At 46.5% G+C, this 26,734-nt stretch carries 25 protein-coding genes; 17 read left to right on the top strand and 8 right to left on the bottom strand.

Annotated features, from left to right (window positions below; translation table 11 throughout):
- Positions 1–12: 12 nt before the first annotated feature.
- From aceE to ampD, 4 genes are all read right to left on the bottom strand, one after another.
- Complete coding sequence (gene aceE, locus SPUTW3181_RS02735; protein ID WP_011787909.1) at positions 13–2,679, bottom strand: pyruvate dehydrogenase (acetyl-transferring), homodimeric type; 2,667 nt, start codon at positions 2,677–2,679, stop codon at positions 13–15.
- A gap of 82 nt (positions 2,680–2,761) precedes the next feature.
- The gene (gene pdhR / locus SPUTW3181_RS02730; RefSeq protein ID WP_011787908.1) at positions 2,762–3,514 is read right to left on the bottom strand and encodes a pyruvate dehydrogenase complex transcriptional repressor PdhR; all 753 of its coding nucleotides are present in this window, start codon (positions 3,512–3,514) and stop codon (positions 2,762–2,764) included.
- Positions 3,515–4,023: 509 nt separating this feature from the next.
- Entirely contained in the window at positions 4,024–4,875 is an 852-nt protein-coding gene (gene ampE / locus SPUTW3181_RS02725; RefSeq protein WP_011787907.1) for a beta-lactamase regulator AmpE, read from the bottom strand.
- Positions 4,876–5,074: 199 nt separating this feature from the next.
- Positions 5,075–5,617, bottom strand: a complete 543-nt coding sequence (gene ampD, locus SPUTW3181_RS02720) for a 1,6-anhydro-N-acetylmuramyl-L-alanine amidase AmpD (protein ID WP_011787906.1) — start codon at positions 5,615–5,617, stop codon at positions 5,075–5,077.
- A 318-nt stretch (positions 5,618–5,935) separates the two neighbouring features.
- Here ampD and nadC point away from each other — a divergent pair, with 318 nt between their 5' ends.
- A complete protein-coding gene (gene nadC / locus SPUTW3181_RS02715) occupies positions 5,936–6,823 on the top strand; it encodes a carboxylating nicotinate-nucleotide diphosphorylase (RefSeq protein WP_011787905.1) in 888 nt (295 codons plus the stop codon).
- A gap of 223 nt (positions 6,824–7,046) precedes the next feature.
- Here the strand turns inward: nadC and cadR are convergent, their stop codons facing one another.
- Positions 7,047–7,454, bottom strand: coding sequence for a Cd(II)/Pb(II)-responsive transcriptional regulator (gene cadR, locus SPUTW3181_RS02710; RefSeq protein ID WP_004364961.1), 408 nt, complete (start codon positions 7,452–7,454; stop codon positions 7,047–7,049).
- A 95-nt stretch (positions 7,455–7,549) separates the two neighbouring features.
- Here cadR and SPUTW3181_RS02705 point away from each other — a divergent pair, with 95 nt between their 5' ends.
- The 12 genes from SPUTW3181_RS02705 (at position 7,550) to SPUTW3181_RS02650 (ending at position 19,748) form a co-directional block, all read left to right on the top strand.
- A complete protein-coding gene (locus SPUTW3181_RS02705; protein WP_011787806.1) occupies positions 7,550–8,446 on the top strand; it encodes a cation transporter in 897 nt (298 codons plus the stop codon).
- Between the two features lie 3 nt (positions 8,447–8,449).
- The gene (gene lspA, locus SPUTW3181_RS02700; RefSeq protein ID WP_011787807.1) at positions 8,450–8,962 is read left to right on the top strand and encodes a signal peptidase II; all 513 of its coding nucleotides are present in this window, start codon (positions 8,450–8,452) and stop codon (positions 8,960–8,962) included.
- A gap of 21 nt (positions 8,963–8,983) precedes the next feature.
- The gene (locus SPUTW3181_RS02695) at positions 8,984–10,273 is read left to right on the top strand and encodes an ISL3-like element ISPpu12 family transposase (RefSeq protein WP_011918377.1); all 1,290 of its coding nucleotides are present in this window, start codon (positions 8,984–8,986) and stop codon (positions 10,271–10,273) included.
- Between the two features lie 805 nt (positions 10,274–11,078).
- Positions 11,079–11,537, top strand: coding sequence for a pilin (locus tag SPUTW3181_RS02690; protein WP_011787904.1), 459 nt, complete (start codon positions 11,079–11,081; stop codon positions 11,535–11,537).
- A gap of 64 nt (positions 11,538–11,601) precedes the next feature.
- Positions 11,602–13,311, top strand: coding sequence for a type IV-A pilus assembly ATPase PilB (gene pilB / locus SPUTW3181_RS02685; RefSeq protein ID WP_011787903.1), 1,710 nt, complete (start codon positions 11,602–11,604; stop codon positions 13,309–13,311).
- 450 nt (positions 13,312–13,761) lie between these two features.
- Positions 13,762–15,027, top strand: a complete 1,266-nt coding sequence (locus SPUTW3181_RS02680; RefSeq protein WP_011787902.1) for a type II secretion system F family protein — start codon at positions 13,762–13,764, stop codon at positions 15,025–15,027.
- A 199-nt stretch (positions 15,028–15,226) separates the two neighbouring features.
- Positions 15,227–16,153 carry a prepilin peptidase gene (locus tag SPUTW3181_RS02675; RefSeq protein WP_011787901.1) on the top strand — a complete coding sequence of 309 codons (927 nt, stop codon included), beginning with the start codon at positions 15,227–15,229 and terminating at the stop codon, positions 16,151–16,153.
- 342 nt (positions 16,154–16,495) lie between these two features.
- Entirely contained in the window at positions 16,496–17,113 is a 618-nt protein-coding gene (gene coaE / locus SPUTW3181_RS02670; RefSeq protein ID WP_011787900.1) for a dephospho-CoA kinase, read from the top strand.
- Positions 17,106–17,840, top strand: a complete 735-nt coding sequence (zapD, locus tag SPUTW3181_RS02665) for a cell division protein ZapD (RefSeq protein ID WP_011787899.1) — start codon at positions 17,106–17,108, stop codon at positions 17,838–17,840. The genes coaE and zapD overlap by 8 nt, the downstream gene beginning before the upstream one ends.
- A gap of 157 nt (positions 17,841–17,997) precedes the next feature.
- The gene (gene yacG / locus SPUTW3181_RS02660) at positions 17,998–18,207 is read left to right on the top strand and encodes a DNA gyrase inhibitor YacG (protein WP_011787898.1); all 210 of its coding nucleotides are present in this window, start codon (positions 17,998–18,000) and stop codon (positions 18,205–18,207) included.
- Between the two features lie 51 nt (positions 18,208–18,258).
- Entirely contained in the window at positions 18,259–18,663 is a 405-nt protein-coding gene (gene mutT, locus SPUTW3181_RS02655; protein ID WP_011787897.1) for an 8-oxo-dGTP diphosphatase MutT, read from the top strand.
- Between the two features lie 548 nt (positions 18,664–19,211).
- The gene (locus tag SPUTW3181_RS02650) at positions 19,212–19,748 is read left to right on the top strand and encodes a thioredoxin family protein (protein WP_011787896.1); all 537 of its coding nucleotides are present in this window, start codon (positions 19,212–19,214) and stop codon (positions 19,746–19,748) included.
- Positions 19,749–20,071: 323 nt separating this feature from the next.
- Here the strand turns inward: SPUTW3181_RS02650 and SPUTW3181_RS02645 are convergent, their stop codons facing one another.
- The gene (locus SPUTW3181_RS02645; protein WP_011787895.1) at positions 20,072–20,998 is read right to left on the bottom strand and encodes an exopolyphosphatase; all 927 of its coding nucleotides are present in this window, start codon (positions 20,996–20,998) and stop codon (positions 20,072–20,074) included.
- A complete protein-coding gene (gene rhlB / locus SPUTW3181_RS02640) occupies positions 20,999–22,318 on the bottom strand; it encodes an ATP-dependent RNA helicase RhlB (RefSeq protein ID WP_011787894.1) in 1,320 nt (439 codons plus the stop codon).
- A 152-nt stretch (positions 22,319–22,470) separates the two neighbouring features.
- On the opposite strand from rhlB, the gene trxA reads away from it, so the two are divergent.
- Together trxA and rho are read left to right on the top strand one after the other, a co-directional pair.
- Positions 22,471–22,797 (top strand): thioredoxin TrxA, encoded by a 327-nt coding sequence (gene trxA, locus SPUTW3181_RS02635; RefSeq protein ID WP_011787893.1) that lies wholly within the window; start codon positions 22,471–22,473, stop codon positions 22,795–22,797.
- A gap of 212 nt (positions 22,798–23,009) precedes the next feature.
- The gene (rho, locus tag SPUTW3181_RS02630) at positions 23,010–24,275 is read left to right on the top strand and encodes a transcription termination factor Rho (RefSeq protein ID WP_011787892.1); all 1,266 of its coding nucleotides are present in this window, start codon (positions 23,010–23,012) and stop codon (positions 24,273–24,275) included.
- Between the two features lie 51 nt (positions 24,276–24,326).
- Here rho and SPUTW3181_RS02625 read toward each other — a convergent pair whose 3' ends face one another.
- Positions 24,327–25,253: a LysR family transcriptional regulator gene (locus SPUTW3181_RS02625; RefSeq protein ID WP_011787891.1), complete on the bottom strand. Its 927-nt coding sequence runs from the start codon at positions 25,251–25,253 to the stop codon at positions 24,327–24,329.
- 134 nt (positions 25,254–25,387) lie between these two features.
- Between SPUTW3181_RS02625 and SPUTW3181_RS02620 the strand changes: the two genes are divergently transcribed.
- Positions 25,388–26,410, top strand: a complete 1,023-nt coding sequence (locus SPUTW3181_RS02620) for a zinc-binding alcohol dehydrogenase family protein (protein ID WP_011787890.1) — start codon at positions 25,388–25,390, stop codon at positions 26,408–26,410.
- The gene (locus SPUTW3181_RS02615; protein ID WP_011787889.1) at positions 26,407–26,691 is read left to right on the top strand and encodes a putative quinol monooxygenase; all 285 of its coding nucleotides are present in this window, start codon (positions 26,407–26,409) and stop codon (positions 26,689–26,691) included. The genes SPUTW3181_RS02620 and SPUTW3181_RS02615 overlap by 4 nt, the downstream gene beginning before the upstream one ends.
- Positions 26,692–26,734: the final 43 nt, after the last annotated feature.

Below are 26,734 nucleotides of genomic sequence, written 5' to 3'. Positions count from 1 at the left end.
TTTCATTGCCTCTTACGCGTACTGTGGATTGATCTTGTCAGCGTCGATACCATATTCTTTAATGGCGTTTGCTAACACATCGACAGGTAGCTCTTTACGATCAACCAGTGATTTCAGCGCTGCAATCACGATGAACTTAGCGTCCACTTCAAAGTGGTGACGCAGATTCTCGCGGCTGTCTGAGCGACCAAAACCGTCAGTACCTAACACTTTGTAATCGGTTGGCATGTAAGCACGTAACTGCTCGCCATAAATCTTCATATAGTCAGTCGCCGCAATCGCAGGTGCATCACTTGAAATCACTTGGCTGATATAGGCTTGTTTTGGCGTTTGCGTTGGGTGCAGCATGTTCCAGCGCTCAACAGCTTGGCCATCGCGGGTCAACTCGTTGAAGCTGGTCACGCTAAATACGTCGGCAGTAATACCAAAGTCTTTCGCTAATGCTTGCGCCGCTTTACGAGTTTGCTCAAGGATAGTGCCACAGCTCATTAACTGAACTTTACCTTTGCCTGATCCTGAAACAGTTTCCAGCTTGTAAATCCCTTTAACGATACCTTCTTCGGCACCTTCAGGCATTTCAGGCTGAACATAGTTTTCGTTCATTGTGGTCAAGTAATAGAAGATATCTTCTTGATTTTCACCGTACATACGGCGAATACCATCTTGCACCACAACGGCAATTTCATAACCATAAGTTGGGTCGTAAGAAATACAGTTAGGGACAGTGTTTGCCAATACATGGCTGTGACCATCTTGATGCTGTAAACCTTCACCGTTCAGGGTTGTACGGCCTGAAGTACCGCCCACTAAGAAACCACGAGCACGCATATCACCCGCAGCCCATGCCATGTCGCCAATACGTTGGAAACCGAACATTGAGTAGTAGATATAGAACGGGATCATAGGCACGTTGTTGACTGAGTAGCTAGTCGCTGCCGATACCCATGAAGACATAGCGCCGAGTTCGTTAATCCCTTCTTGCAGAACTTGACCAGTTTTATCTTCGCGGTAGTAAGCAACTTGGTCAGAATCCTGCGGAATATATTTTTGGCCTTCGTGAGCATAAATGCCCACTTGACGGAACAAACCTTCCATACCGAAGGTACGCGCTTCGTCAGGAATGATTGGCACAATGTTTTTGCCAATTTTCTTGTCTTTCAGCAGCGCTGTCAGTACACGAACGAATGCCATAGTCGATGAAATTTCACGGCCATTTGAGCCCTGTAAAATCGAATCGAAAATCTTCAGTGATGGGATTTCAAGCTCTTCGGTGAACTTTTGACGACGTTGTGGCACGCTACCATGCAGCGCTTCACGACGGCTCATCATGTACTTCACCTCTTCCGAATCAGGACCTGGATGATAGAAAGGTAAGTCTTCTAATTGGTCATCTGGAATGGGGATATTGAAACGATCGCGGAAGTAACGGATAGACTCGATACCCATTTTCTTCACGTTGTGAGCGATGTTTTTACCTTCACCCGCATCACCTAAGCCGTAACCTTTTACAGTCTTAGCTAAAATCACCGTTGGGCGACCTTTGGTTTTTTGCGCGTGATCTAAGGCTGCGTACACTTTCACTGGATCATGACCACCACGGTTTAAGCGCCAAATGTCATCGTCTGACATGTTCGCTACCATTTCGGCTGTCTCTGGGTACTTACCGAAGAAGTGCTCGCGAGTATAAGCGCCACCTTTGGCTTTACAGTTTTGGTATTCACCGTCTACGGTTTCTTCCATTAACTGTAATAACTTACCGCTAGTGTCACGGGCCAATAATGGATCCCAGTAACGACCCCAAATAACTTTAACCACTTCCCAGCCTGCGCCACGGAATTCGCCTTCAAGTTCTTGGATGATCTTACCGTTACCACGTACAGGACCATCAAGACGCTGTAAGTTACAGTTAACGATAAAGACTAAGTTATCTAATTCTTCACGGGCCGCTAAACCAATCGCACCTAAGGCTTCTGGCTCATCACACTCGCCGTCACCTAAGAAACAGTAAACGGTTTGTGCTGAACAATCTTTCAGGCCACGGTCAGTCAAATATTTCAGGAAACGCGCCTGATAAATCGCTTGGATAGGACCTAGGCCCATAGAAACCGTTGGGAATTGCCAGTAATCCGGCATCAGTTTTGGATGTGGGTATGAAGACAAGCCCTTGCCATCCACTTCTTGACGGAAGTTAGCCAGTTGGTCTTCCGTTAAACGACCTTCTAAGAATGAACGCGCATAAATACCAGGGGCAATATGGCCTTGGAAATACACGAGATCGCCGCCGTCTTTTTCATTCGGTGCGCGGAAGAAGTGGTTAAAACACACGTCATAGATAGTCGCGCTTGAGGCGAAACTGGAGATATGACCGCCTAATTCTAAATCTTTCTTAGAACCACGCAGCACCATAGCTAAGGCGTTCCAACGGATGATGGCGCGAATGCGACGTTCCATCTCTTGGTTGCCCGGCATATGCGGCTCTTGACCCGCAGGGATAGTGTTTAGATAAGCGGTTGTCGCGTTGTAAGGCAAGTGAGTGCCGTTACGACGGGCTTTATCGATCAACTTTTCTAATAAAAAATGTGCGCGTTCTGGGCCTTCTTGTTCCAATACGGCTTGCAGGGCATCAACCCATTCCTGAGTCTCTAACGGATCTACGTCTTGTAGCATATCTTCAGACATGACACTGTCCTTCTCTATATACATGATAATGAATGGTGTTTGCGGCATATTCCGATTTAGCTCAGTGCTAAATCTCAGGAAATTAAGCGCCACTCTTTAAGCGGCGCAAGCTTCGCTGCAACCGGCTATCTTCTTCCCGCACAGATAACATCACCTCTTCGATGTAACTTAAATGTTCATTCGAGGCTTCTCTGGCGGCGTCGGGATCGCGGCGAACGATAGCAGCGAGCAAAGCCCGTCTATGATCGTTTGCCATGGTAGAAGCTTCTTCGCGGCGGCTTAAAAGCTCCAAATTTTGCGCCACATTTTTATGCAGCACAGGGGTTAAACTGAGTACGAGATGTAACATGGCCACATTATGTGACGCTTCGGCCACAGCACGATAAAAATGTACAATCGCGGCGGCTTTTTGTTCGATAATACTTGCGGCTTCAACTTCGAGGATCATACGTTTGATATTTTGCATATCGGCGTCGGTACCACGCAACGCGGCAAAATAAGCCATCATGCCTTCAGTCGCATGACGGAACTCCAGTAAGTCATATTGACTTTCTGGATCGGAATTCATCAGTTCAACAATAGGATCGGCAAGAGTCTGCCAGAGTTGTTCTTTGACATAAGTACCGCCACCTTGACGGCGCATTAACAGTCCTTTTGCCTCAAGCTTTTGAATCGCTTCACGCAAAGAAGGTCGAGACACTTCAAACTGGATCGCCAGTTCGCGTTCGGGCGGTAATTTCTGACCGGGCTTTAAACTGCCCTCTAGGATCATTTGCTCTAATTGCGCCATGATCACATCAGAAATTTTTGGCTGATTAATTTTACTATAGGCCATTTGGCACTCAGCTCCGTTGTAAATTGGTCTTACCAATTTTTTTGAGTGAGCGCACTTTATCAAATCAGACTTTTGATGTCCAGATTGAAAATCAACCTAAAATGGTGATCTTGCTCAAAACTGGCGATCTTATTCAAAAGCACTCACGATGTGAGAGCATAGCCTAAAAAAAGAGATATGGGGTCAGACCATTTAACAACAGAGCAGACTCCGCCCTGCTAGGCGCTGCAAACAATGCAGCGGATAGGCTCTAGATTCTAGGTTCTAGAAGGAGCACTTAAGTCGTCATCCTCGCGAACGACTGCATGGTCTATTTTGTTCCATACAAAATATGACATTTCCCCCCTCCATGGTGGGCAGATACAGAAGGTAGAATAACACAGGAGCAGTTATCGATGCGGGGATCCAGCTTTGTGTACTTACGCTCTCTAGGATCTAGAAGGAGCACAGCGACGCCCTAGCAGCGAAGCGTCCTAGATTCTCGATTCTCGCAGCGCAACGTCCTTCTTTTAACTCACCAATCCGAAAATGGTCAATAATGAAACAATTGCAACCATAAGTGTAAAGTTACGTTTACTCAACACTAATAACGCTAGGGTCGATTGTACACAAATAGGTGCATCAGAAACCTCAGGTAAAGGTTGCGCAGCCACTGCCGTTTCAGTAATCACCCTTCTTGCACTGGTATTAAAACGTAGCGCGTTATTACGCCATGCCGTTAATCCCTCACTAAATTGCCCGCTTAATGCATAGCCAAAGGCAAATAGCCGGCTCGGAATCCAATCTAAAACGGCGATAAACTCATCCACTAAAGGTAAATTAAGGGATTTTCGCGCATTTTCTTCAGCATAATACCGTACTGTGCAATAGAGCACTGTGCCGACGGGCCCAAAGAAAATCAAAAACAGTGCTACAGCGCCATAATAACGATAGTTAATCCATGCCACACTCTGGCCAACCTTAGCCCCTAAATCCTTTTCAGATACCGCATCTAGGCATTCGCTACAATCAAGCTCTGCGGCATAAAGATAGCAGGCTTGCACATCCGAACGACAAGCGGCTTGCATATATTTTTTAAAAATTTCACGTTGTTTCAGGTGATTAAAACAAATTGCCGCCACAAAAACCCAAAGCGCCAAACTGAGTATTCCCCAAAACATTCCTGCAACTAACCAAGATAAGACATACACCACCAAAGCAGGCAACACTAGAGCGAGTGCCATCATAGGTGTGGTCAAAGACGCTTTATCACCAAAAAACGTCATCTGATAAGACTGTAGCAATCGATCAAATTGCCACGACGAGGGAAGAAATTTAAGTCGCTCCACCAAAATGGCGACTAACAATGAAAATAATGCCATCGGTCGTACTCCTTGTATAAAAAACAGGACGGGCTGGTGCCCTGCTAGATTCTAGACCCTAGATTCTAGATTCTAGAAGAATCGCTTAAGCCGTCATCCCCGCGAACGCGGGGATCCAGCTTTATGTACTTAAGCTCGAAGTTCTAGACTCTAGATTCTAGAAGGAGCGCAGCGACGCTCTAGCAGGACGAAGTCCGCCCTAACAGCGCAGCGCCCTTAAATATCTTTCCCAATCAAAACTTTGCCCGGGATCTGTTTTACGTAATGGTGCTATATCACAGTGCCCAACAATCCGCTTAGTATTTAATAATGGATATTCAATCAACAATGCCTGTGTTAACTCAACCAAACGCACATATTGGGCATCAACGTAAGGCTCAGTATCCGTCCCTTCAAGCTCAATACCAATAGAAAAATCATTACAATTTTCCCTTTCGCCATAGCAAGATACGCCAGCGTGCCATGCCCTATCGTGACAACTGACATATTGTACACACTCACCATCACGGCGGATCAAAAAATGTGCTGATACTTGCAAGCCCGCTAACTCAGTAAAACTGTCATCGGCACTGGTATCTAAACACCCTTTAAATAATTGATCAATATAAGGTAAACCAAAACAGCCCGCCGGCAAGCTAATATTGTGGATCACCAATAAACTCACTTCAGCCTCAGGGCGTTGATTAAAATGTGGCGACTCACTGCGCCGAGCGGCGCTATACCACCCAAACTCAAAGCTCATTTTTACTCCTTAAAAGCAGGACGGGCTTCGCCCTGCGAGGACGCTGCAAAGAACGCAGCGGATAGATTCTAGAAGGAGCAAAGCGACGCTCTAGCAGGACGAAGTCCGCCCTAGCAGCGCAGCGTCCTAGCCCCTAAGCCGTCATCCTCGCGAATGCGGGGATCCAGCTTTATGTACTTACGCTCTAGCAGCGTAGCGTCCTTCTTAGCTTTCAGCGCAGCATCCTAGCACCTAGCGGCGCTGCCATGATAATCTTAACGCCATATGCAAGTAGGCAATCTCAGTTATACAAGAATGCAAAATGCAAGGAATCAGATTATGTTAGAAAACGATATTCGCCACGCCGTTAAAACCGCCCTTAATGAAGACTTAGGCGGAACCGATATCAACGAGCACACAAAAGCCATTGCCTATGGTGATATCACCGCCCTACTTATCCCCGCCGATAAATATGCCGAGGCAACCTTAATTACCCGTGAAGAAGGCGTATTTTGCGGTAAAGCATGGGCAGAGCAAGTGTTTAATCAATTAGGCGGCGAAGTCGCCCTCCACTGGCATGTTGACGATGGCGATTTAATACTGCCAAATCAAGTGTTATGCGAACTATCAGGCCCTGCCCGTAGCATACTCACGGGCGAGCGCACTGCCATGAACTTTATACAAACCTTATCTGGCGTTGCCACATTAACTAAACACTATGTCGATAAATTGGCAGGCACTCACACTCGCTTACTCGATACCCGCAAAACCATTCCCGGCCTGCGTACCGCTCAAAAATATGCCGTCACCTGCGGTGGAGGCAAAAACCACCGTATTGGCTTATTTGATGCATTCTTAATTAAAGAAAACCATATCATGGCCTGTGGCGGCATACGTCAAGCCGTTGATGCAGCCCGCAATTTACATCCAAACAAACCCGTCGAGGTTGAAGTGGAATCATTAAGCGAACTGGCGCTCGCACTCGACTCTGGCACAGATATTATCATGTTAGATAATTTCGATATCACTATGATGGTCGAAGCTGTTGAACTTAATAATCAATATCGCGCTAACGGCAAAGCCAAGGGCGCAAAACTCGAAGTCTCTGGCAATGTGACTTTAGATACCCTAGCCGAATTTGCCAAAACCGGTGTGGACTATATTTCAGTAGGCGCACTCACAAAACATGTACGCGCATTAGATCTGTCGATGCGACTGAAAGGCTAAAAGCGAAGAAGGACGCTTCGCTGCTAGAATCTAAGCGCTCCTTCTCGTCATTCCCTCTCCTTCACGTCATTCCCGCGAAGGCGGGAATCCACAGTAATATCTTTAGCCTGCTTAGTTTTGAAAACCTTAAAAAATCGGGTAAGCGGATTAAATGGTTGATCTTACCTTTGCATGAGAGTGAGACAGACCGGCATCTCATCGGATTATCTGGTTGATGCTTCACCTACTGCTGGTGCATGTTTCCTTCGCTAATTCCAGCAAGAACCCCACACGCCTCAACTTCCCGGTCATCGTTGCAACTCGCTCTCAGTGAAACGAGTTGTTTCTCAAGCGCTTGCAGAGCGGTTATCTGCGACCGCACATGAGAGATGTGATCATCGAGCAAGGCGTTGACGGCGGTACAAGGCTGATGAGGGTCGTCCTGATAGCTCTGTAGTTCGTGAATCTCAGCCAGTGACAGGCCCAGGATTCTGCAGCGACGGATGAAGGCCAGCCCCTCACCATGCTTCTCGGTATAGACACGGTAACCGTTGTCCTGCCGATCAGGCGGCGGCAACAAGCCCTGCTGTTCATAGAAGCGGATCGTCTGTGTTTCGACCCCTACCAACTGCGCCAACTGACCAATGCGCATCAGCCTCCTCCCCAACGGATTCTTTACTCTATTGACCTTATAGTGACTTTATAGTTTTAAATGGTACCACAACATTGTTCAAGTGGAGTCGTATCATGAGCAAATCCTGTGGTGGCGCCTGTGGCGGTGATGCAACGTCCGCAGCGGATACCGATATACAGGCCTCCTCCGAGGCGCCAGGGAGATGGGTCAGTGTTTATGCCGTGCCGAAGATGGACTGTCCATCAGAAGAACGAATGATTCGCCTAGCCCTGAACGGCTTTGAGGAGATTCGGGCGCTGTCCTTCGACTTGTCGAACCGCCGGCTGAAGGTCGTGCATGACGGCGAGGTCGAGCCCGTCACCTCGAAACTGAAGACCTTGGGGCTAGGCGCCTCGCTTCAGGAAACCGTCGCTGCAAATCCGGAGACCATCAAGGCCGCCGAGTTTTCGGCAGCTTCTGCTAAGCAAGAATCCGGGACCCTGCGCTGGTTGCTCGGCATCAATGCACTTCTGTTCGTGGTGGAAATGACTGCCGGTCTGATCGCCCAGTCCACCGGCCTGATTGGAGAATCCCTGGACAATTTTGCCGATGCGGCGGTGTACGGGCTTGCCCTTTATGCGGTTGGACATAGCGTGAAAATGCAGGTACGTGCCGCGCATCTTGCTGGTGTACTGCAACTGATCTTGGCTGTGGGCGTGCTCGTAGAGGTGGTGAGACGCTTTGTATTCGGTAGTGAGCCTGAATCGCTGGTGATGATGGCTATCGCATTCGTCGCATTGATTGCCAATACCAGTTGTCTGCTGCTCATATCCAAACATCGGGAGGGCGGGGCGCACATGAAGGCAAGCTGGATATTCTCGGCCAACGACGTGGTGATCAACCTGGGGGTCATCACCTCCGGCGCTCTGGTCGCGTGGACCGGGTCCAATTATCCGGATCTGATTATCGGCACCATCGCGGGGGTAATTGTACTTAACGGTGCTAGACGCATTCTGGCGCTCAAGGATTAAGCAATGTCCATTTTTGGCAAACATCTGTCACCGTACGCTCTGTTGTCCATCTCCGGCCTGCTGGCAGCGTCTGATCAGGCCGTAAAATGGCTGGTGCAACAATCAATGGCATATGGCGAGTCTATTTCAGTGACCTCATTCTTTAACTGGGTACACGTATGGAATACCGGTGCCGCATTCAGTCTTTTTGCGAATGGTGGAGGCTGGCAGCGCTACTTTTTTATCGGAATCGCGGTAGTGGTCTCGATTTTTCTGATCAAGCTGATCCTTGAAAATCGTCATAAAGGAGAAGCCATCGCTTGCAGTCTTATCCTCGGTGGCGCCATGGGCAACCTGATTGACCGGGTCTTTCGCGGCTATGTTGTGGATTCCTTTGATTTCTATTGGCGAGACTGGCATTGGCCGGCCTTCAACCTGGCTGATATTGCAATTGTCCTCGGTGCCTTACTTTTAGTTTCCAGCAGCTTGTTGGGTAAAAAAGCAAACACCAATGCCGAGCCGGATGGATCTGACTGACACCTACGCCTATACAACACCATGACCGAACTTCCCGACAACATCCTTCACCTGCCGCAATACCAAGTACTGGGCTGCAAATCAACCGACGACGAAATGCACTTCCAGGTGGACGTGCCCGATCCCATCGCCTGCGAGGAATGCGGCGTGCAGGGTGAGTTCGTACGGTTCGGCAAGCGTGACGTTCCCTATCGTGATCTGCCCATCCACGGCAAGCGGGTCACTCTCTGGGTGGTCCGCCGCCGATACACCTGCCGGGCCTGCAAGACAACATTCAGGCCCCAGCTACCGGAGATGGTGGACGGATTCCGTATGACACTGCGGCTGCATGAGTACGTGGAGAAGGAATCCTTCAACCACCCCTACACCTTTGTGGCGGCACAGACCGGCCTGGACGAGAAGACGGTGCGCGACATCTTCAACGCCCGCGCCGAGTTCCTGGGGCGCTGGCACCGCTTCGAGACGCCCCGCATCCTGGGCATTGACGAGCTATACCTGAACAAGCGCTACCGCTGCATTCTGACCAACATTGAGGAGCGAACCCTGCTCGACCTGCTGGCCACCCGCCGCCAGAACGTGGTGACCAACTACCTGATGAAGCTGAAAGACCGGCAGAAGGTCGAGATCGTCAGCATGGACATGTGGAACCCCTACCGGGCAGCGGTCAAGGCTGTGCTGCCCCAGGCCCGTATCGTGGTCGATAAGTTCCATGTGGTGCGCATGGCCAACGATGCCCTAGAGAGAGTGCGCAAGGGCCTCAGAAAGGAGCTGAAACCGTCCCAGAGCCGGACTCTCAAGGGAGACCGGAAAATCCTGCTGAAACGCGCTCACGAAGTCTCAGACCGGGAGCGCCTCATCATGGAGACCTGGACAGGCGCGTTCCCGCAACTGCTGGCCGCCTACGAGCACAAGGAGCGCTTCTACGGCATCTGGGACGCCACCACACGGCTCCAGGCAGAAGCCGCCCTGGACGAGTGGATAGCCACCATCCCGAAGGGCCAAAAGGAAGTCTGGAGCGATCTGGTCAGGGCAGTGGGAAACTGGCGCGAAGAGACCATGACCTACTTCGAGACGGACATGCCCGTCACCAACGCTTACACGGAGTCCATCAACCGACTGGCCAAGGACAAGAACCGTGAAGGGCGCGGTTACTCCTTCGAGGTGATGCGGGCACGAATGCTCTACACCACGAAGCACAAGAAGAAGGCACCGACTGCGAAGGTCTCTCCTTTCTACAAGAAAACCATCGGTTACGGACTGCCGGACTTCGCAGAGGAACTCAACTACGGAGTCGATCTATCAACCATCTGAGGGTGGTATCAGATTGATGGGGTGAAGGTGCCCCATCAACCATTAAATCCGTATACCCAAAAAATCAAAGCTGGATCCCCGCATTCGCGAAGATGACACAGATACAAGCTCTCCGTATCCGCGAGGATGACATCTATACTAGATCCCCACGTTCACAAAGATGATGGCTTAAAAGCATAAGAAGCCTGCTCTGCTTTTATAACGACGTTTGGCGACTATATATTGACACCCACCACACCGACGCCATTTGAACCTATTTTGTCAATTTTTTGTTAGAACTTATCTCATCACACTGTCAAGTCCTTAGACAAATTAATCATTTAATTAATACTTTATACTTAAAGTTGTTTCTATTTATTTAACTTTGTACTAACTTTTACTGAGGTGAGATGGCCAAAAGTCAACCAGCCTAAGGTGAGGTGGTAAAAGGAGGAATCTACGTTTTTTATTAGATCCCTGATTTGAACAAATCTCCCGCGCGAAAGTGAAGCAAAACCGGATAACGGATAACGGATAACGGATAACGGTAGGATAGAACAGTAAGCAACAGGGTAAAACCGTAAACAGCAAGATGATATGGCAACTAGTAATGTTGCAGGTAAAGGGCGAATTCGATAATACCAAGGTGAGTCGATAACCTATAAATCGCAAAACCTAAATATTACCAAACCCTTATAAGTCGCAGCACGTCATAGCATCTGCCATAAGCAACTTAATGGTATATTTAGTTATATTTCCGTTATGTTTGCATTGTGGTAAAAACAAATTAACTCTTTAATTATCAATGCATAAGCTGGAGATAAATATGAAAGGTCTAACGTTAAAAACAGGGTTAAATCATAAGGCTAAAGGTTTTACCCTAATCGAATTAATGATTGTTGTTGCCATTATTGGTATTTTGGCCGCAATCGCATTACCTGCGTATCAATCATACGTGAATAAAGCAAAATTCTCGGAGGTTATTGCTGCAACAGGTTCAGCTAAAACAGCTATTGATGTATGTGCTCAAACAGTCAAAGCTGCAGACTTAGAAGCAGATTGTCTAGCTGCTGGTAATAATGCTGTTGGTGCAATGGTTGGTCAATATGTTGCTTCTGTTACAGTAACTCAAACTGGTGGAGTATTTACAATAACGGCCACATCACAAGATATTGGATCAGCCGCTGCTGATTATAGGTTAGTAGGTACAGCTACCGCTGGTGTTGGTGTTGACTGGGAAATAGATAAAACAAATTCTACCTGCGTTGCAGCAGGCTATTGCTAATATATTAATCATTGTTTTTAGGCATACTTTAGGGTATGCCTCTCTTTTTAGGCAAAAAGTTTATATGCCAACAACAGGCCTTCATCTTGGTTTATCCACTCTCTTTATCCGTAAGGGGCTGCTAAATGAAGAGCAGATGGCTGGGGCTATTGCAAAATCCCGTCATAATAAACAAGGATTAGTGGCTACCTTAGTACAAGGCCAGTTAGTCTCATCCCGCACCATTGCCGAGCTTTGCTATGAAGAATATGGCACACCGCTACTGGATTTAGCGGAATTTGATATACGAGCCATTCCCGAAGATTTTTTAAATAAAAAACTGATTGAAAAACACCGCTGTTTACCGCTATTTAAGCGCGGAAATCGCCTCTATATCGCCACCTCTGATCCCACCAATATTACCGCCCTTGAAGATTTTCAATTTAGCGCTGGCCTGCATGCCGAAGCGATTTTGGTTGAAGAAGATAAGCTCGCTAAAGCCCTTGAAAAAATCCTTGAAGAAGATATTACCAGCCTCGACTTGGGCGGCATGGATGAAGCGGCGCTGGCGGGGATAGAAATTACCGATACCGATAGACGCAATGAAGAACCGACAGGCGATAGCAGTGACGATGCGCCCATTGTTATTTATATCAATAAAATTTTAACCGATGCGATTCGTAAAGGTGCCTCCGACTTACACTTTGAACCCTACGAAAAACGCTATCGCATCCGTTTTCGGATTGACGGTATTTTGCATGAGGTATCAGAGCCGCCTATTAGCCTTGCGGGCCGTTTATCCGCCCGTTTAAAGGTGATGTCAAAACTGGATATTGCCGAGCGGCGCGTACCACAGGATGGCCGAATTAAAATGAAGCTCTCCCGCACTAAGTCTATCGATTTTCGGGTTAGCACCTTGCCTACCCTGTGGGGCGAAAAAATTGTAATGCGGATCTTGGACTCCTCCTCCGCACAACTAGGTATCGAAAAACTCGGCTACGAGCCCGATCAAGAAAAGTTATACCTTGAAATGCTGGCTAAACCCCAAGGGATGATTTTAGTCACAGGACCGACGGGCTCGGGTAAAACCGTTTCCCTCTACACGGGGTTAAATATCCTCAATACCGCCGAGCGCAATATTTCGACCGCTGAAGATCCGGTAGAAATTAACCTTGAGGGGGTCAACCAAGTTCATATTAACCTAAAAGCCGGGCTGACATTTGCCTCAGCGCTACGCTCTTTTTTGCGCCAAGATCCCGACGTGGTGATGGTGGGTGAGATACGCGATCTTGAAACCGCCGAAATTGCTATTAAAGCCGCACAAACGGGACATTTAGTGTTATCGACCCTACACACTAACTCGGCCGCCGAAACCTTAACCCGTTTAATCAATATGGGCGTACCTGGATACAATATCGCCAGCTCAGTTAACCTTATTATTGCCCAGCGCCTTGCCCGCAGACTTTGCCCAGAATGCAAACAAGCAGAGGTGATCCCCGAACATGAACTCTTACGTTTAGGTTTTTCTCCTGCACAAATTACCCAGGGTTTTACTACCTTTAAACCAGTGGGGTGCGAACATTGCTCTGGTGGTTATAAGGGACGGGTGGGGATTTATGAAGTGATGAAAATGTCCGATGAAATTGCCCGTACCATTATGGAAGGCGGCAACTCGTTGCAAATTGCTTCCCAAGCCAAAGCACAAGGTATGCGCGATTTACGTCAATCGGGTTTATTAAAAGTATTACAGGGCGTCACCAGTATTGCCGAAGTTAATCGGGTGACGAGTTTTTAACAGCGCGGCCTCTAAAAACAGGACGGGCTTCGCCCTACAAGCGCTCGGGTTCTAAGCTGTCATCCTCGCGAATGCGGGGATCCAGCTTTTAGTTTTTAAGGTTTTTCAAAACTAAGCAGGTTAAAGACATTACTATGGATTCCCGCCTTCGCGGGAATGACGGCAGTCGAAAGCGGTTTTTTATATAAACTAGGGTTTATTTCGCCATTTATACTCATTAGAACCTAAACTTAGAGCCTAAACTTAGAACCTAGGTTCTAGCAGCGAAGCGTCCTAGATTCTAGCAGCGAAGCGTCCTAGATTCTAGCAGCGAAGCGTCCTAGATTCTAGCAGCGAAGCGTCCTAGATTCTAGCAGGAGCGCAGCGACGCCCTAGCATCCTAACAGGGCGAAGTCCGCCCTAACAGCGCAGCGTTCTTATTAGCTTTATTCAACCTAACAGGGATTATTTATGGCTACGGCAACGACAGTAAAAAAGCCTCGCCCAAAGAAGATTGAGCCCAAAAGCCAACCAAAGATTTTTACCTTTGAATGGAAAGGCACTAACCGCGATGGAAAAAAAACGGGTGGTGAGTTAAAGGGTGCAACGGTTGCAGAGGTAAAAAGCCAGCTCAAATCCCAAGGAGTAAATCCTAAAGTCGTACGAAAAAAAGCATCTCCTTTCTTTGCCCGTAATCCTGATATCAAGCCCATGGATATCGCGATGGCAACTCGCCAGATAGCGACTATGCTGGCCGCCGGCGTTCCGCTTGTGACCACAATAGAAATATTGGGGCGTGGCCATGAAAAACTCAAAATGCGCGATCTGTTAGGGACAATTCTGTCAGAGATTCAATCGGGTATTCCGCTATCAGACGCCCTGCGCCCCCATAGGCGTTATTTTGATGATCTCTATGTAGACTTAGTGGCAGCAGGTGAACACTCAGGTTCGCTCGATGCGGTATTTGATCGCATTGCAACCTACAGGGAAAAAGCGGAGCAGCTAAAATCTAAAATCAAAAAAGCCATGTTTTATCCCGCCGCCGTTGTGGTCGTCGCTATTTTAGTGACCACATTGTTATTACTATTTGTCGTACCTCAGTTCGAAGATATTTTTAAAGGATTTGGCGCTGAACTCCCCGCCTTTACACAGATGATCATTGGTATCTCGCGCTGGTTGCAAAGCTCTTGGTATCTCTTTTTCATTGCGATTACGGTGGGGATTTGGTTATTTGTCCGTGCCCATCGCAATTCACAAATGGTTCGTGACCGTGTTGATGAATTTGTACTTAAGATCCCTGTTATCGGCGAAATTCTGCATAAGGCAGCCATGGCGCGCTTTTCTCGTACCTTAGCCACCACCTTTGCGGCAGGTGTGCCGTTGATTGATGGGATGGAATCCGCGGCGGGAGCATCGGGTAATGCCGTATATCGCAAAGCACTTTTAAAAGTACGCCAAGAGGTGATGGCTGGTATGCAAATGAACGTCGCGATGCGTACTACGGGTTTGTTCCCCGATATGCTGATCCAAATGGTGATGATTGGTGAAGAGTCTGGATCGCTAGATAATATGCTAAATAAGGTGGCTAATATTTATGAAATGCAAGTCGATGACGCTGTGGATGGTTTATCGAGTCTAATTGAACCCATTATGATGGTGGTGATTGGCACCCTTGTGGGTGGTTTAATTGTGGGAATGTATCTCCCTATCTTCCAAATGGGAAATGTCGTAGGCTAAGAAGGACGCTACGCTGCTAGGGCGGACTTCGTCCTGCTAGAGCGTCGCTGTGCTCCTTCTAGAATCTAGCACCTAGAATCTATAAGGGCGTAGCCCATCCTAGCAGCAGCGCTTTTTGTAGCGTTCTAGAAGCGAAGCGCCCTATTTTCCAATAACATCATAAGTAACTTTTCATAAGTAACTTCTCATAAGTAAGAGTATGACTGAATTTATCACTTTATTAGGCCAATCTTTTGAACAGAGTCCTTGGCTCTTCGTCACCTTAAGCTTTATTTTTGCCGCGACTATTGGCAGTTTTCTGAATGTGGTCATCCACCGACTCCCTATCATGATGAAGCGTGAATGGCAGCAGGAATGTAATCAATATTTACAGGAATACCATGCGGATATCGTTAACCAAGTCGGTATCGATAGGCTTAATAAACCCATAGATAGCTATCCCGAAAAGTACAATATTGTGGTGCCAGGCTCAGCTTGCCCTCAGTGTAAAACCGCCATCAAACCTTGGCATAATTTGCCAGTTCTCGGTTGGTTAATCCTTAGGGGGAAATGCGCCGCCTGTCATGCACCTATCTCGACCCGTTATCCGATTATTGAATTAATCACAGGTTTACTGATCGCAGCTTTAGCTTGGCATTTTGGCCCAAGTTGGCAATTTGTTTTTGCGTCTTTACTCACCTTTGTATTGATTGCGCTGACAGGTATAGATCTGGATGAAATGTTGTTACCGGATCAGTTAACACTGCCCCTACTGTGGCTTGGGCTATTACTCAATTTACACCATACCTTTGCTAGCCCAACGGATGCCATTATCGGTGCAGCCACAGGCTATTTAAGCCTATGGTCAATTTTCTGGGTGTTTAAGTTACTCACAGGCAAAGAAGGTATGGGCTATGGCGACTTTAAACTGTTGGCCGTTTTTGGTGCTTGGCTTGGCTGGCAAATGTTGCCACTGGTGATTTTACTCTCCTCATTAGTGGGTGCTGTTGTGGGCATTGGCATGATTATCAGCAAACGTAATCAGATGGATAACCCTATTCCCTTTGGCCCTTATATTGCCGCCGCAGGCTGGATTGCACTGGTTTGGGGAAATCCCATCATCGATTGGTATTTAGGGACACTATAACTGCTAGAAAAGCCGGACAGGCCACACCCTATGAGAAATAGAGCGGGCTTCGCCCTGCTAGAACACTGCAAACAGCACAGCTGCTAGAATCTAGACCCTAGATTCTATACGTCCTTAGTTCTTAAGCTGTCATCCTCGCGGATGCGGGGATCCAGTTTTGAGTATTTGAGGTCTTTTAAAACTAAGTAAGCTAAAGATGTTACCGTGGATTCCCGCCTTCGCGGGAATGACAACCATGGGGGTGCAGCGGCTAGACTCTAGCAGGACGAAGTCCACTCTAGCAGCGCTAGCGTCCTAGCTTCTAGCAGCACAGCGTCCTTCTTAGCTTATCAAGAGAATTTTATGTCTAAATTTGTTGTTGGTCTTACAGGTGGGATTGGCAGTGGTAAAACAACTGTCGCCAATTTATTTGCCGCAGAAGGCATTACATTAGTGGATGCCGATATTGTTGCCAGAGAGGTTGTCGCTAAAGATTCAAAGGGACTTAAGGCAATCGTTGAACATTTTGGTACTGAAATGCTAACCCCTGAAGGCGAACTCGACCGCGCAAAACTGCGCGAACGTATTTTTAACCAAAGTGCAGAGCGGGAATGGCTAAACCAATTATTACACCCGATGATCCGCCAAGAAATGCTCGAACAAGTAAAAAATGCCACTTCGCCCTATGTAATTATGGTTGTGCCCTTGCTATTTGAGAACGGGTTAGATAGGTTAGTCAATCGGACTTTAGTGGTGGATATTTCACCAGAATTGCAAATCAGCCGCACCGTAATACGGGATCAAGTTGATGCAGCTCAAGTGAATAACATCATTAATAGCCAATGTAGTCGGAGTGAAAAACTCGCCAGAGCCGACGACATTATTGATAATCAGGGAGAGATATCAGCCTTAAAACGAGAGGTGCTAGCATTGCACCAACGCTATTTACAATTATCCGGTATTGATAACGCCCATGACTGACTTAGTTTACGAACAGCCATTAAACGAGAAAATTCGCAGCTATTTACGGCTCGAATACCTCGATAAACAGCTGCGTACTAATCTCAATCATGACCACCAACATAGATGCTTCTATCCGCTGTTTTCGCTATGTGAATTATCCGAACGCTGTGATTACCGCAATGAAGTCTTAAAGGATATTGAGCGTCATCTGTTACAACTCAATAAATGGCAAGAACTCGAACAAGCAGACCACCAGCAGATCAACTTTTATATCAATGCCCTTACCCAAGCCCGTGAGTTACTTCAAAAACCAGAGCGGTTCGGCAGTCAACTCAAGCAAGATCGATTTTTATCCGCTCTACGACAACGATTTGGTATGCCTGGTGCGTGTTGTAGTTTTGACCTACCCCAGCTACATTTTTGGTTAGCCAAACCTTGGGAAGAAAGACAACAGGATTACCTTGCTTGGATAGCACATTTTGACCCACTGCTCACCCCCATTACCCAACTACTTCAACTCACCCGCAGCACGTCCATTTTTAATAATGCCATTGCCCATGCCGGTTTTTATCAAGGCGATAGCAACCAAGCTTTATCCTTAGTTCGTGTTAAACTTGATGCTTCACAGGGGTGTTACCCCACTATTAGCGGACATAAAAATCGCTACGCCATTCACTTTGTCCAGTTTGATCAACAACGTCACTCCGATAAACCCATCGATTTCTTACTAGCGACCTGTGTCTGAAGCCTTTAAACTATCAGCACTGTGAGATGTTAGACCAATCGTATTAAATAGCCGCATTCGTTATCGCCTCACGTTGAGTTTCCATAACGTGATAGGTCGTTTTTTATAGGCTACCCATACCACATACATCAGGCTTATACATACAGAGACGCACATTATGCCATTAACCGTTAAATGCCCCATTTGTAAAACCCCCGTTGAATGGGCGCCACAATCTGAATTCAAGCCCTTTTGCAGCGAGCGTTGTAAGCTGATCGATCTTGCCGACTGGGCATCTGAAAAACATGCCATTCCTGTAAAATCGGAGTTCGATCTTGATGCCTTAGACGAGTTCGACTTAGATGAAGACGCGTTCTTTAAGGAATAAACACAACAGGATGCCACAGGCAATCACACACACTCATTAGTAGAAAATATTATGACAAAGCGTATTCATGTTGCCGTAGGTATTATTGTTAACAAGGCACAGCAAGTTTTACTCGCTAAACGGCCAGATCATTTACACCAAGGAGGTAAATGGGAGTTCCCTGGAGGAAAAGTTGAGACGGGTGAAAGCGTTACCCAAGCGTTAATGCGTGAACTAAAAGAAGAAGTCGCTATAGAGGTCATCTCCAGCGAGCCTTTTATGGCGCTTAGCTACGATTACCCGGACAAACAAGTCCTGCTCGATATCCATACTGTTATCCATTTTACGGGGGAAGCCCAAGGCCTAGAGGGCCAGCAAATTGCTTGGGTAGAAAAACACGATTTGATCAATTATGACTTCCCCGATGCGAATAAGCCTATATTGGAAAAATTGTTAGAAAATGCCTTGCCCTGCTAGGACAAAGCTAAGAGTACAGCACCTAGATTCTCCTCACTGAGTGGAGAATCTAGCAAGCAGTGTATGCCACTTCTCCACTAAGCCATCATCCTCACCTAAACTGTCAACCTCGCACTTAAACTATCATCCTCATACTTAAAAACTGTCAACCTCGCACTAAAAAAACTGTCATCCCCGCGCAGGCGGGGATCCAGCTTTTAGTTCTCTAGTATTTTAAAACGAAAAGAAATGACTATGGATTCCCGCCTTCGCGGGAATGACAAGCATGAACACCTAGCAGAAGCGTACGACTGCCGAGTCTATTTTGTTCCATACACAATATGACCTTTTCATAGGCTATGCTGATCAGATGCAGGGGTGAATAGCGCAGGAGCAGTTATCAAGCGATGTTCTCACAGCGAAGCTGTCCTAGCAGCCTAGTGATCTTCTTTACATTAGCGATACGTGATCTGGCTTGCAGCAAATTAACAATTGCCTTTTAGAAAATCGAGATTGATGCTTGAATGCTGAGTCACCATTTCTTTTTTCTTCGATTTCGAGGGCATATCATGCACAATAATGTTAAAGCATTACTCGCCACTACAGCCTTATTTTTTAGCTGTCAGGTATTAGCCAATAGTGGCTGTGGATTTGAAGAACAACAACAGGGCTTAATTGCAACCTGCAGTGAGGAGAAACAAGAAGTGATTTTAACTGGTATTGTTGAAGCGCAACATTTAGTGAATGATCTCAATGAGTTTACTGAGGGCTATAAAAGCTATCAAGTTGATACAGCGGCAATCGCCCCACTCAAAAACATCAAAGAACCGACAGAAATCATCGTGATCATCGGTACTTGGTGCCCAGATTGTCACCGTGAAACACCACGTTTTATTCGCATAATGGAAGAAGTCGCGAACCCCAATATTAAAGTGACCTATATTGGCGTGGATCGCACTAAGAAAGATCCCGAAGGTTTAGCCGCTAAATACGAATTTACTCGTATTCCAACATTTATTATTCAGCAACAAGGCAAGGAAATTGGCCGCATTATTGAGCGCCCAACAACTTCGCTTGAAAAAGATTTGGCAGAAATATTGAAATAGCTCTTTGAGATAGCTCTTTGAAATAACTCTTTGAGATAGATTTTAGAACTAGATCCTAGAAAAAGTAGACCGAGTTTAGCCCCGCGAGGACACGGCAAAAAGTGCAGGTTCTAGGTTCTAGGTTCTAGGTTCTAGGTTCTAGGTTCTAGGTTCTAGGTTCTAGGTTCTAGGTTCTAGGTTCTAGGTTCTAGTAGGATAATAGCAACATCCTCGCACTTGAACAGTCATCCTCGCGAACGACTGCATGGATGCAGAAGGTAGAATAACGCAGGAGCAGTTATCGATGCGAGGCTCTAGCAGCGAAGCGTTCTAGGCCATGAGTACTAAATTGCTTCTTCAAGGATCCGCTGCGCTAACATTATTAATACACCCTCACGTAATGCGCCACCCGATAGGCTTAGATGCTCAATACCCAATAGCTCAAATAGTGCTAATAGGATCGCAACACCCGCGGCAAAGGTCGGAGCACGTTCGCTACTTAAACCATGGATCCCCAAAAGCTGCCTATCCTCTTGAACGAGAATTTCAGCCTTTAGCTGATTAAGCACTTCAAGGGTGATGGTTTCAGATTGCTCTCGATGTAATAGTACTTCAACCACAGATTGCACCGCGCCAGAGGCTCCCACTACACAATGCCAACCTAAGTCACGCAGTGTCTTCCTATGCTCAGCCAGAGTGACTAAAACCTGCTGTTTCGCATCATCAAAATCTAACTGTTGAAAAGGCATATTACTGAAAAATTGGCGATTATAAGTCACGCTTCCCATAGGCAAGCTGGTTTTAAACAACACTTGATGACCATCGCCAATAATAAACTCAGTACTGGCACCGCCAATATCGATCACTAAACGCCGCCCTTGCCCACAGGTGGTAGCCACCATACCTTGGTAGATAAGCTCGGCTTCGCGCATCCCAGAGATAATCTCAATGGAATGCCCAAGTAAAGGCAATGCACGCTCATTAAACTCATCGGCATTACTGATACTACGAAGAGTGGCGGTGGCGATGACTGCGACATGATCTTGATGAATTTTATGCTGTGTCAGCATCTGCGCAAACATGGCAAGACAATCGAGACCACGTTGCATAACCTCTGGATTTAACTTGCCATCCTCACCAATACCTTCAGCTAATCTTACCTTACGCTTATATTTTGCAATAATATGTGGCTGACCGCCTTTTGTCTTGGCGATCAGCATATTAAAGCTATTAGAGCCTAACGTAATTGCGGCATAAGCGGGTGTTGGCATTTACGAGTGTCTACGTGTCCTGTCATGGCGAGGTGGACGTCCACCACTACGATGGGCGCCCTGTGGACGACCAGCTCCTGCACGCTCGCGTAGGTTACGCGTACCCGCAGGATGTTTACGCGGGATCTTAACTGGCGCAGGAATATCCTCTAACAATGCCGAGCTATCATAATTACTCACAGGGATGGAGTGATTGATATAACTTTCGATTGCCGGCAAGTTCAGCGCATATTCTTCACAGGCAAAGCTGATGGAAACCCCTTTATTACCCGCGCGTCCTGTTCGACCAATTCGGTGTACATAGTCTTCACAATCGTCAGGTAAGTCATAGTTGTAAACATGGGATACATCAGAAATATGTAAGCCACGCGCAGCAACGTCTGTCGCGACTAGGATATCCAATTGGCCACTAGTAAATTGCTCCAGAATGCGAATACGCTTTTTCTGAGGAACATCACCTGTTAACAATCCAACGCGATGACCATCTCCTTCGAGCCAAGACCATAAATTTTCGCAGCTATGCTTAGTGTTTGAAAATACAATGGCTTTTTCAGGCCAATCTTCTTCAATTAAGGTCAGCAACAAGCGCATTTTATCTTCTTGGGAAGGATAAAAAACTTCTTCTTTAATGTTCTTAGAGGTTTTTTCGTCGGGCGCAATATCCACTTTGACCGGATCATTCATATGATCATAGGCCAGTTCTTGCACCTTCATCGAGAGGGTTGCCGAGAACAGCATATTGAGCCGTTGATTGGCATCAGGCATACGCCTAAATAGGAAACGGATATCCTTGATAAAGCCCAAATCGAACATGCGATCCGCTTCATCTAATACGACAGCTTGAATAGCCGTTAAGCTGATAATGCCCTGACGCACATAATCGATGATGCGCCCAGTAGTACCAATCAAGATATCAACACCTTGATCTAATACTTTGCGTTGTACATCATAGCTTTCACCACCGTAAACAATTCCCACTTTTAAGCGGGTATGTTTAGCCAATAAAATCGCATCTTTAGCAATTTGAATAGCCAATTCACGAGTGGGTGCCATGATAATGGCACGGGGTTGATTTATCTGACGGCCTTCTGGTATTGGCGTCGATAATAAATGATTAAATGTAGCAACCAAAAAAGCCATCGTCTTGCCAGTGCCCGTTTGAGCCTGACCAGCGATATCTTTTGATTGAAGTAATACGGGTAATGATAACGCCTGAATCGGCGTACAAAATTCAAAACCGTTCTCTGCAAGAGCCTGTTTTACCTCTGGATGTAGAGGAAGGTCGGCAAATTTTTGGGTAGATAAATGTGTTTCGCTCATAGCGCAAGCATACCATTTGGGGTTGCAATAAGATACTCGATCGTTTGAAATAGCCACATTGTAAAAAGGTAACTTGAAAAGCTATTTTTCACCCCCAATATACATGGTAAGCCATTAACAAACCAGCAATGGCAACCAAACTGGAGAACATCATGAGCGATAAAATTATATACCTGAGTGACGACGGCTTCGAAAACGACGTATTAAAGTCTGATTTACCTGTGTTGGTAGACTTCTGGGCTGAGTGGTGTGGTCCTTGTAAAATGATCGCTCCAATCCTCGATGACGTTGCTGAAGAGTACGCAGGCCGTGTCACTATCGCTAAATTAAACGTTGACCAAAACAATGTTTCTCCGGCGAAATATGGCGTTCGTGGCATTCCAACATTATTATTATTCAAAAATGGTGAATTAGCGGCCACTAAAGTTGGTGCACTTTCAAAAACGCAATTAAAAGAGTTTATCGACGCACAAATCTAATTTGCAGTCGTCTTGAGTGACCTCCGGCACAAGCTATAAATTAATTGTGCCGGAATTTCCCTAAATTTCTGGACGCCCCGCTTTGTTAGTGCTACTTTAATAACCAGATTCTTTCTAACTAAACCACTTCTCGCTCGTCAATCACTATCCTGAATCACAAACTTTACTGATTGATCGCGGTAAGCTTTGTCGCGTAACACAAGACCCCCAAAATGAACTTAACTGAATTAAAAGACACGCCGATTTCTGACCTAGTCTCGCTAGCCGAAAATATGAAACTCGAAAATATGGCCCGCGCTCGCAAGCAGGACATTATTTTCTCAATCCTTAAAGCCCACGCCAAAAGTGGAGAAGACATTTTCGGCGGTGGGGTATTAGAAATACTCCAAGACGGTTTCGGCTTCTTACGCAGCTCAGACGGATCTTATTTGGCTGGTCCAGACGATATTTACGTCTCACCGAGTCAAATTCGCCGCTTCAATATGCGAACGGGTGACACCATTTTTGGTAAGATTCGTCCACCAAAAGAAGGTGAACGATATTTCGCTCTACTGAAAGTCAATGAAGTTAACTTCGATAAACCAGAAAACTCTCGCAATAAAATCCTATTTGAAAACTTAACCCCACTCCACGCCGAAGAACGTATGCGTATGGAGCGTGGAAATGGCTCAACTGAAGATATCACTGCGCGTATTCTGGATTTATGCTCACCGATTGGTAAAGGTCAACGTGGTTTGATCGTTGCACCACCAAAAGCCGGTAAAACGCTATTACTTCAAGGTATTGCTCAAAGCATCAGCTACAACAACCCAGAAGTGGTGTTGATGGTATTGCTGATCGACGAACGCCCAGAAGAAGTAACAGAGATGCAGCGCCTCGTTAAGGGCGAAGTTATCGCATCAACCTTCGATGAGCCAGCCAGCCGCCACGTTCAAGTGGCTGAAATGGTGATTGAAAAAGCAAAACGCTTGGTTGAGCACAAGAAAGACGTCGTTATTTTACTCGACTCAATCACCCGTTTAGCCCGTGCTTATAACACTGTTATCCCGTCATCGGGCAAAGTGTTAACTGGTGGTGTGGATGCTAACGCCCTACACCGTCCAAAACGCTTCTTTGGTGCGGCACGTAACATCGAACACGGCGGCAGCTTGACCATTATCGCCACAGCCTTGGTAGATACGGGTTCTAAGATGGACGAAGTGATCTACGAAGAATTTAAAGGTACAGGTAACCAAGAGCTACATTTGTCACGTAAAGCGGCAGAAAAGCGCGTGTTCCCAGCCATTGACTTCAACCGCAGCGGTACGCGTCGTGAAGAAAAACTCACGACTCAAGAAGAGCTGCAAAAAATGTGGATCCTGCGTAAAATCCTCAATCCTATGGATGAGGTTAGCGCAATGGAATTCTTAATCGATAAATTGGCGATGACCAAGACTAACGAAGAGTTCTTTACCGCCATGAAACGCACTAAGTCTTAAATCTCAGTGAGTCTCTAAGCTAAAAGCCGCATTATGCGGCTTTTTTGTTATCTAAGATTTTTTCACTGCTAATATTTTACTCAAGTTTTTACTTAGAGCCAGTGTTCGCTGCCGGAGCATTTCCCGCAGTAAGAGCACGACGGGCGTGACATGTTCACGTCCTGGGCACACTAAGTACAAATCGACGGGCTCCCCCTGATACTCAGGCAACAAACGTACTAATCGCCCTGAGATTAAGTCATCGGCCAGATCTAGACTCGACTTAAATACCAACCCTTTGCCAGCAACAGCCCAACGGCGGGCAATCTCGGCATCATTAGCACTACGATTGCCCGTGACACGCACTTTGAATTCTTGACCATCACGCCTAAATAGCCATTGATCGTGGGTGCGATCATCTAACTTATAAAACAAGCAATTATGCTCAACTAATTGTTCTAATGAATCAAGCACACCAAACTTGGCGAGATATTCAGGTGAGGCACACAAAACACGATCAACACTACAGATAGGAAAAGCCACTTGATTAGAATCCTGCGGTTTTCCATAGCGCACGGCGACATCAATTTTATCGTGGTAAAAACTGCTGATATTGTCGCCAAGGTGCAAGCGCACTAGCAGTTGAGGGAAATCGAGCAAAAACTCGTCGAGCCAAGGCACAAACAGATTACGGCCAAAGTCTGAAGAAACCGAAAGACTTAAGGTGCCGGATATTTTACCTTTATCACTGGCGATAGCCTGTTCGCCAAGTGCTAAATCGCTTAGCGCACGTCGGCAATGAATAAGATAACGTTCACCTTGCACAGTCAAACGTAAGCTGCGTGTAGTGCGGATAAATAAACTAGTATCAAGCTGTTTCTCAAGCCGTTTTATTGCAGCACTGGCAGAAGCTGCCGAGATATCCATCTCGGCTGCTGCGGCAGATATATTACCGCAATCAGCGACTCGCACGAACAAAGCTAAATCATTAATTAGCATGATTATCAAAAATCCTTTGAAAAAATTACAAACTTTATCCTGTTTATCTCTTGGCTAATCTTCCACACAATGGCTACACGATACAAGTACACTCAAACAAGTAGACTCCAGCAAGTACACCCAGAGGAATAAACATGAAAGCCATTGGTTACCAGACAGCAGGTGCAATAACAGCGCCCAATGCATTAGAAAACATCACGCTAGCCGAGCCAACTGCGACAGGTTTTGACCTTTTAGTGGAAATCAAAGCCATTTCTGTCAATCCGGTTGATACAAAAATCCGTGCATCTAGCTCAGCGCCTACTGGCGAATACAAAATTATCGGCTGGGATGCGGTCGGTGTCGTCAAAGCCGTTGGTGAGAAAGTCAGTCTTTTCAACGTTGGCGATGAAGTGTGGTATGCGGGCGATATCAGTCGCAGCGGAAGTTATGCAGAATATCAATTGGTTGATGAGCGAATTGTCGGCCATAAACCTAAAAGTTTAACCTATACCCAAGCCGCGGCATTACCTTTAACGGGGATTACGGCATGGGAGATTTTATTCGACCGTTTAGCTTTACCCCAAGATGGTTCGGCAACTGACGCCCGTATTTTAATTATCGGAGCGGCCGGCGGTGTGGGTTCAATCATCACTCAGCTTGCAGTAAAACTCACAGGTGCAGAAGTCATAGGCACTGCATCTCGTCCAGAATCCGCCGCTTGGGTGCATAAGCTTGGTGCCGATGCTGTTATCAACCACACCAGGCCACTTTCAAAGGAACTTGCCAATATTGGCATTACTGATGTGACCCATGTGATTAGCTTAACCCAAACCGATCAGCATTTTGATGAAATAGTACAAGTGCTTAAGCCGCAAGGAAAACTGGCGCTCATTGATGATCTTAAAGGCCCATTAGATGTGATGAAACTTAAGCGTAAAAGCTTATCCTTACACTGGGAGCTGATGTTTACCCGCAGCCTTTATCAGACCGAGGATATGATTGCGCAACACCACTTACTCAACCGCTTAAGCGCGCTTATTGATACGGGTGAATTGCAGAGTACATTCGGGGAGCACTACGGCACCATTAATGCCCAAAACTTAATCAAGGCTCACGCTCAGATAGAGTCTGGCAAAGCTATCGGTAAAATTGTTTTAGAAGGTTTTAACCAATGAAAATAACAGTATTTGCCCAAATCATAGCGAATCAAGGCCAAAGCGATACGCTATTTAAGATACTCAAACAACTCGTGACAGACACTCATACCGAGGCTGGCTGCATCGAATACAAACTGCATCACTCATTAGATGATGAAAATATCTTCTGGATATACGAAATTTGGCAATCCCAAGCCGCACTGGATGAGCATATGGCGAGCACGCACTTTCAAGCATTCGTCGCTCAAACCGCAGACATCATAAATCGAGCTGACATTCACAAAAGCTACGCCTGCTAATCAACAAAAAAGCGCCAAACACGTTGGCGCTTTTCATCATTTA

It is taken from the genome of Shewanella sp. W3-18-1, from assembly GCF_000015185.1.
GTDB classification, from domain to species: domain Bacteria; phylum Pseudomonadota; class Gammaproteobacteria; order Enterobacterales; family Shewanellaceae; genus Shewanella; species Shewanella putrefaciens.
Note: the sequence above shows the minus strand (reverse complement) of the source record. Positions and strands in the feature narration are given on the sequence as shown.

Excerpts from the sequence above, each read along its gene's own strand:
- yacG (WP_011787898.1), top strand. The coding sequence starts at position 17,998 with ATGCCATTAACCGTTAAATGCCCCATTTGTAAAACCCCCGTTGAATGG.
- SPUTW3181_RS02690 (WP_011787904.1), top strand. The coding sequence starts at position 11,079 with ATGAAAGGTCTAACGTTAAAAACAGGGTTAAATCATAAGGCTAAAGGT.
- SPUTW3181_RS02675 (WP_011787901.1), top strand. The coding sequence starts at position 15,227 with ATGACTGAATTTATCACTTTATTAGGCCAATCTTTTGAACAGAGTCCT.
- trxA (WP_011787893.1), top strand. The coding sequence starts at position 22,471 with ATGAGCGATAAAATTATATACCTGAGTGACGACGGCTTCGAAAACGAC.
- ampE (WP_011787907.1), bottom strand. The coding sequence starts at position 4,875 with ATGGCATTATTTTCATTGTTAGTCGCCATTTTGGTGGAGCGACTTAAA.
- nadC (WP_011787905.1), top strand. The coding sequence starts at position 5,936 with ATGTTAGAAAACGATATTCGCCACGCCGTTAAAACCGCCCTTAATGAA.
- ampD (WP_011787906.1), bottom strand. The coding sequence starts at position 5,617 with ATGAGCTTTGAGTTTGGGTGGTATAGCGCCGCTCGGCGCAGTGAGTCG.
- pilB (WP_011787903.1), top strand. The coding sequence starts at position 11,602 with ATGCCAACAACAGGCCTTCATCTTGGTTTATCCACTCTCTTTATCCGT.
- rhlB (WP_011787894.1), bottom strand. The coding sequence starts at position 22,318 with ATGAGCGAAACACATTTATCTACCCAAAAATTTGCCGACCTTCCTCTA.
- SPUTW3181_RS02645 (WP_011787895.1), bottom strand. The coding sequence starts at position 20,998 with ATGCCAACACCCGCTTATGCCGCAATTACGTTAGGCTCTAATAGCTTT.
- SPUTW3181_RS02615 (WP_011787889.1), top strand. The coding sequence starts at position 26,407 with ATGAAAATAACAGTATTTGCCCAAATCATAGCGAATCAAGGCCAAAGC.
- lspA (WP_011787807.1), top strand. The coding sequence starts at position 8,450 with ATGTCCATTTTTGGCAAACATCTGTCACCGTACGCTCTGTTGTCCATC.
- SPUTW3181_RS02650 (WP_011787896.1), top strand. The coding sequence starts at position 19,212 with ATGCACAATAATGTTAAAGCATTACTCGCCACTACAGCCTTATTTTTT.
- SPUTW3181_RS02625 (WP_011787891.1), bottom strand. The coding sequence starts at position 25,253 with ATGCTAATTAATGATTTAGCTTTGTTCGTGCGAGTCGCTGATTGCGGT.
- coaE (WP_011787900.1), top strand. The coding sequence starts at position 16,496 with ATGTCTAAATTTGTTGTTGGTCTTACAGGTGGGATTGGCAGTGGTAAA.
- SPUTW3181_RS02695 (WP_011918377.1), top strand. The coding sequence starts at position 8,984 with ATGACCGAACTTCCCGACAACATCCTTCACCTGCCGCAATACCAAGTA.
- zapD (WP_011787899.1), top strand. The coding sequence starts at position 17,106 with ATGACTGACTTAGTTTACGAACAGCCATTAAACGAGAAAATTCGCAGC.
- SPUTW3181_RS02680 (WP_011787902.1), top strand. The coding sequence starts at position 13,762 with ATGGCTACGGCAACGACAGTAAAAAAGCCTCGCCCAAAGAAGATTGAG.
- mutT (WP_011787897.1), top strand. The coding sequence starts at position 18,259 with ATGACAAAGCGTATTCATGTTGCCGTAGGTATTATTGTTAACAAGGCA.
- rho (WP_011787892.1), top strand. The coding sequence starts at position 23,010 with ATGAACTTAACTGAATTAAAAGACACGCCGATTTCTGACCTAGTCTCG.
- SPUTW3181_RS02620 (WP_011787890.1), top strand. The coding sequence starts at position 25,388 with ATGAAAGCCATTGGTTACCAGACAGCAGGTGCAATAACAGCGCCCAAT.
- cadR (WP_004364961.1), bottom strand. The coding sequence starts at position 7,454 with ATGCGCATTGGTCAGTTGGCGCAGTTGGTAGGGGTCGAAACACAGACG.
- aceE (WP_011787909.1), bottom strand. The coding sequence starts at position 2,679 with ATGTCTGAAGATATGCTACAAGACGTAGATCCGTTAGAGACTCAGGAA.
- SPUTW3181_RS02705 (WP_011787806.1), top strand. The coding sequence starts at position 7,550 with ATGAGCAAATCCTGTGGTGGCGCCTGTGGCGGTGATGCAACGTCCGCA.
- pdhR (WP_011787908.1), bottom strand. The coding sequence starts at position 3,514 with ATGGCCTATAGTAAAATTAATCAGCCAAAAATTTCTGATGTGATCATG.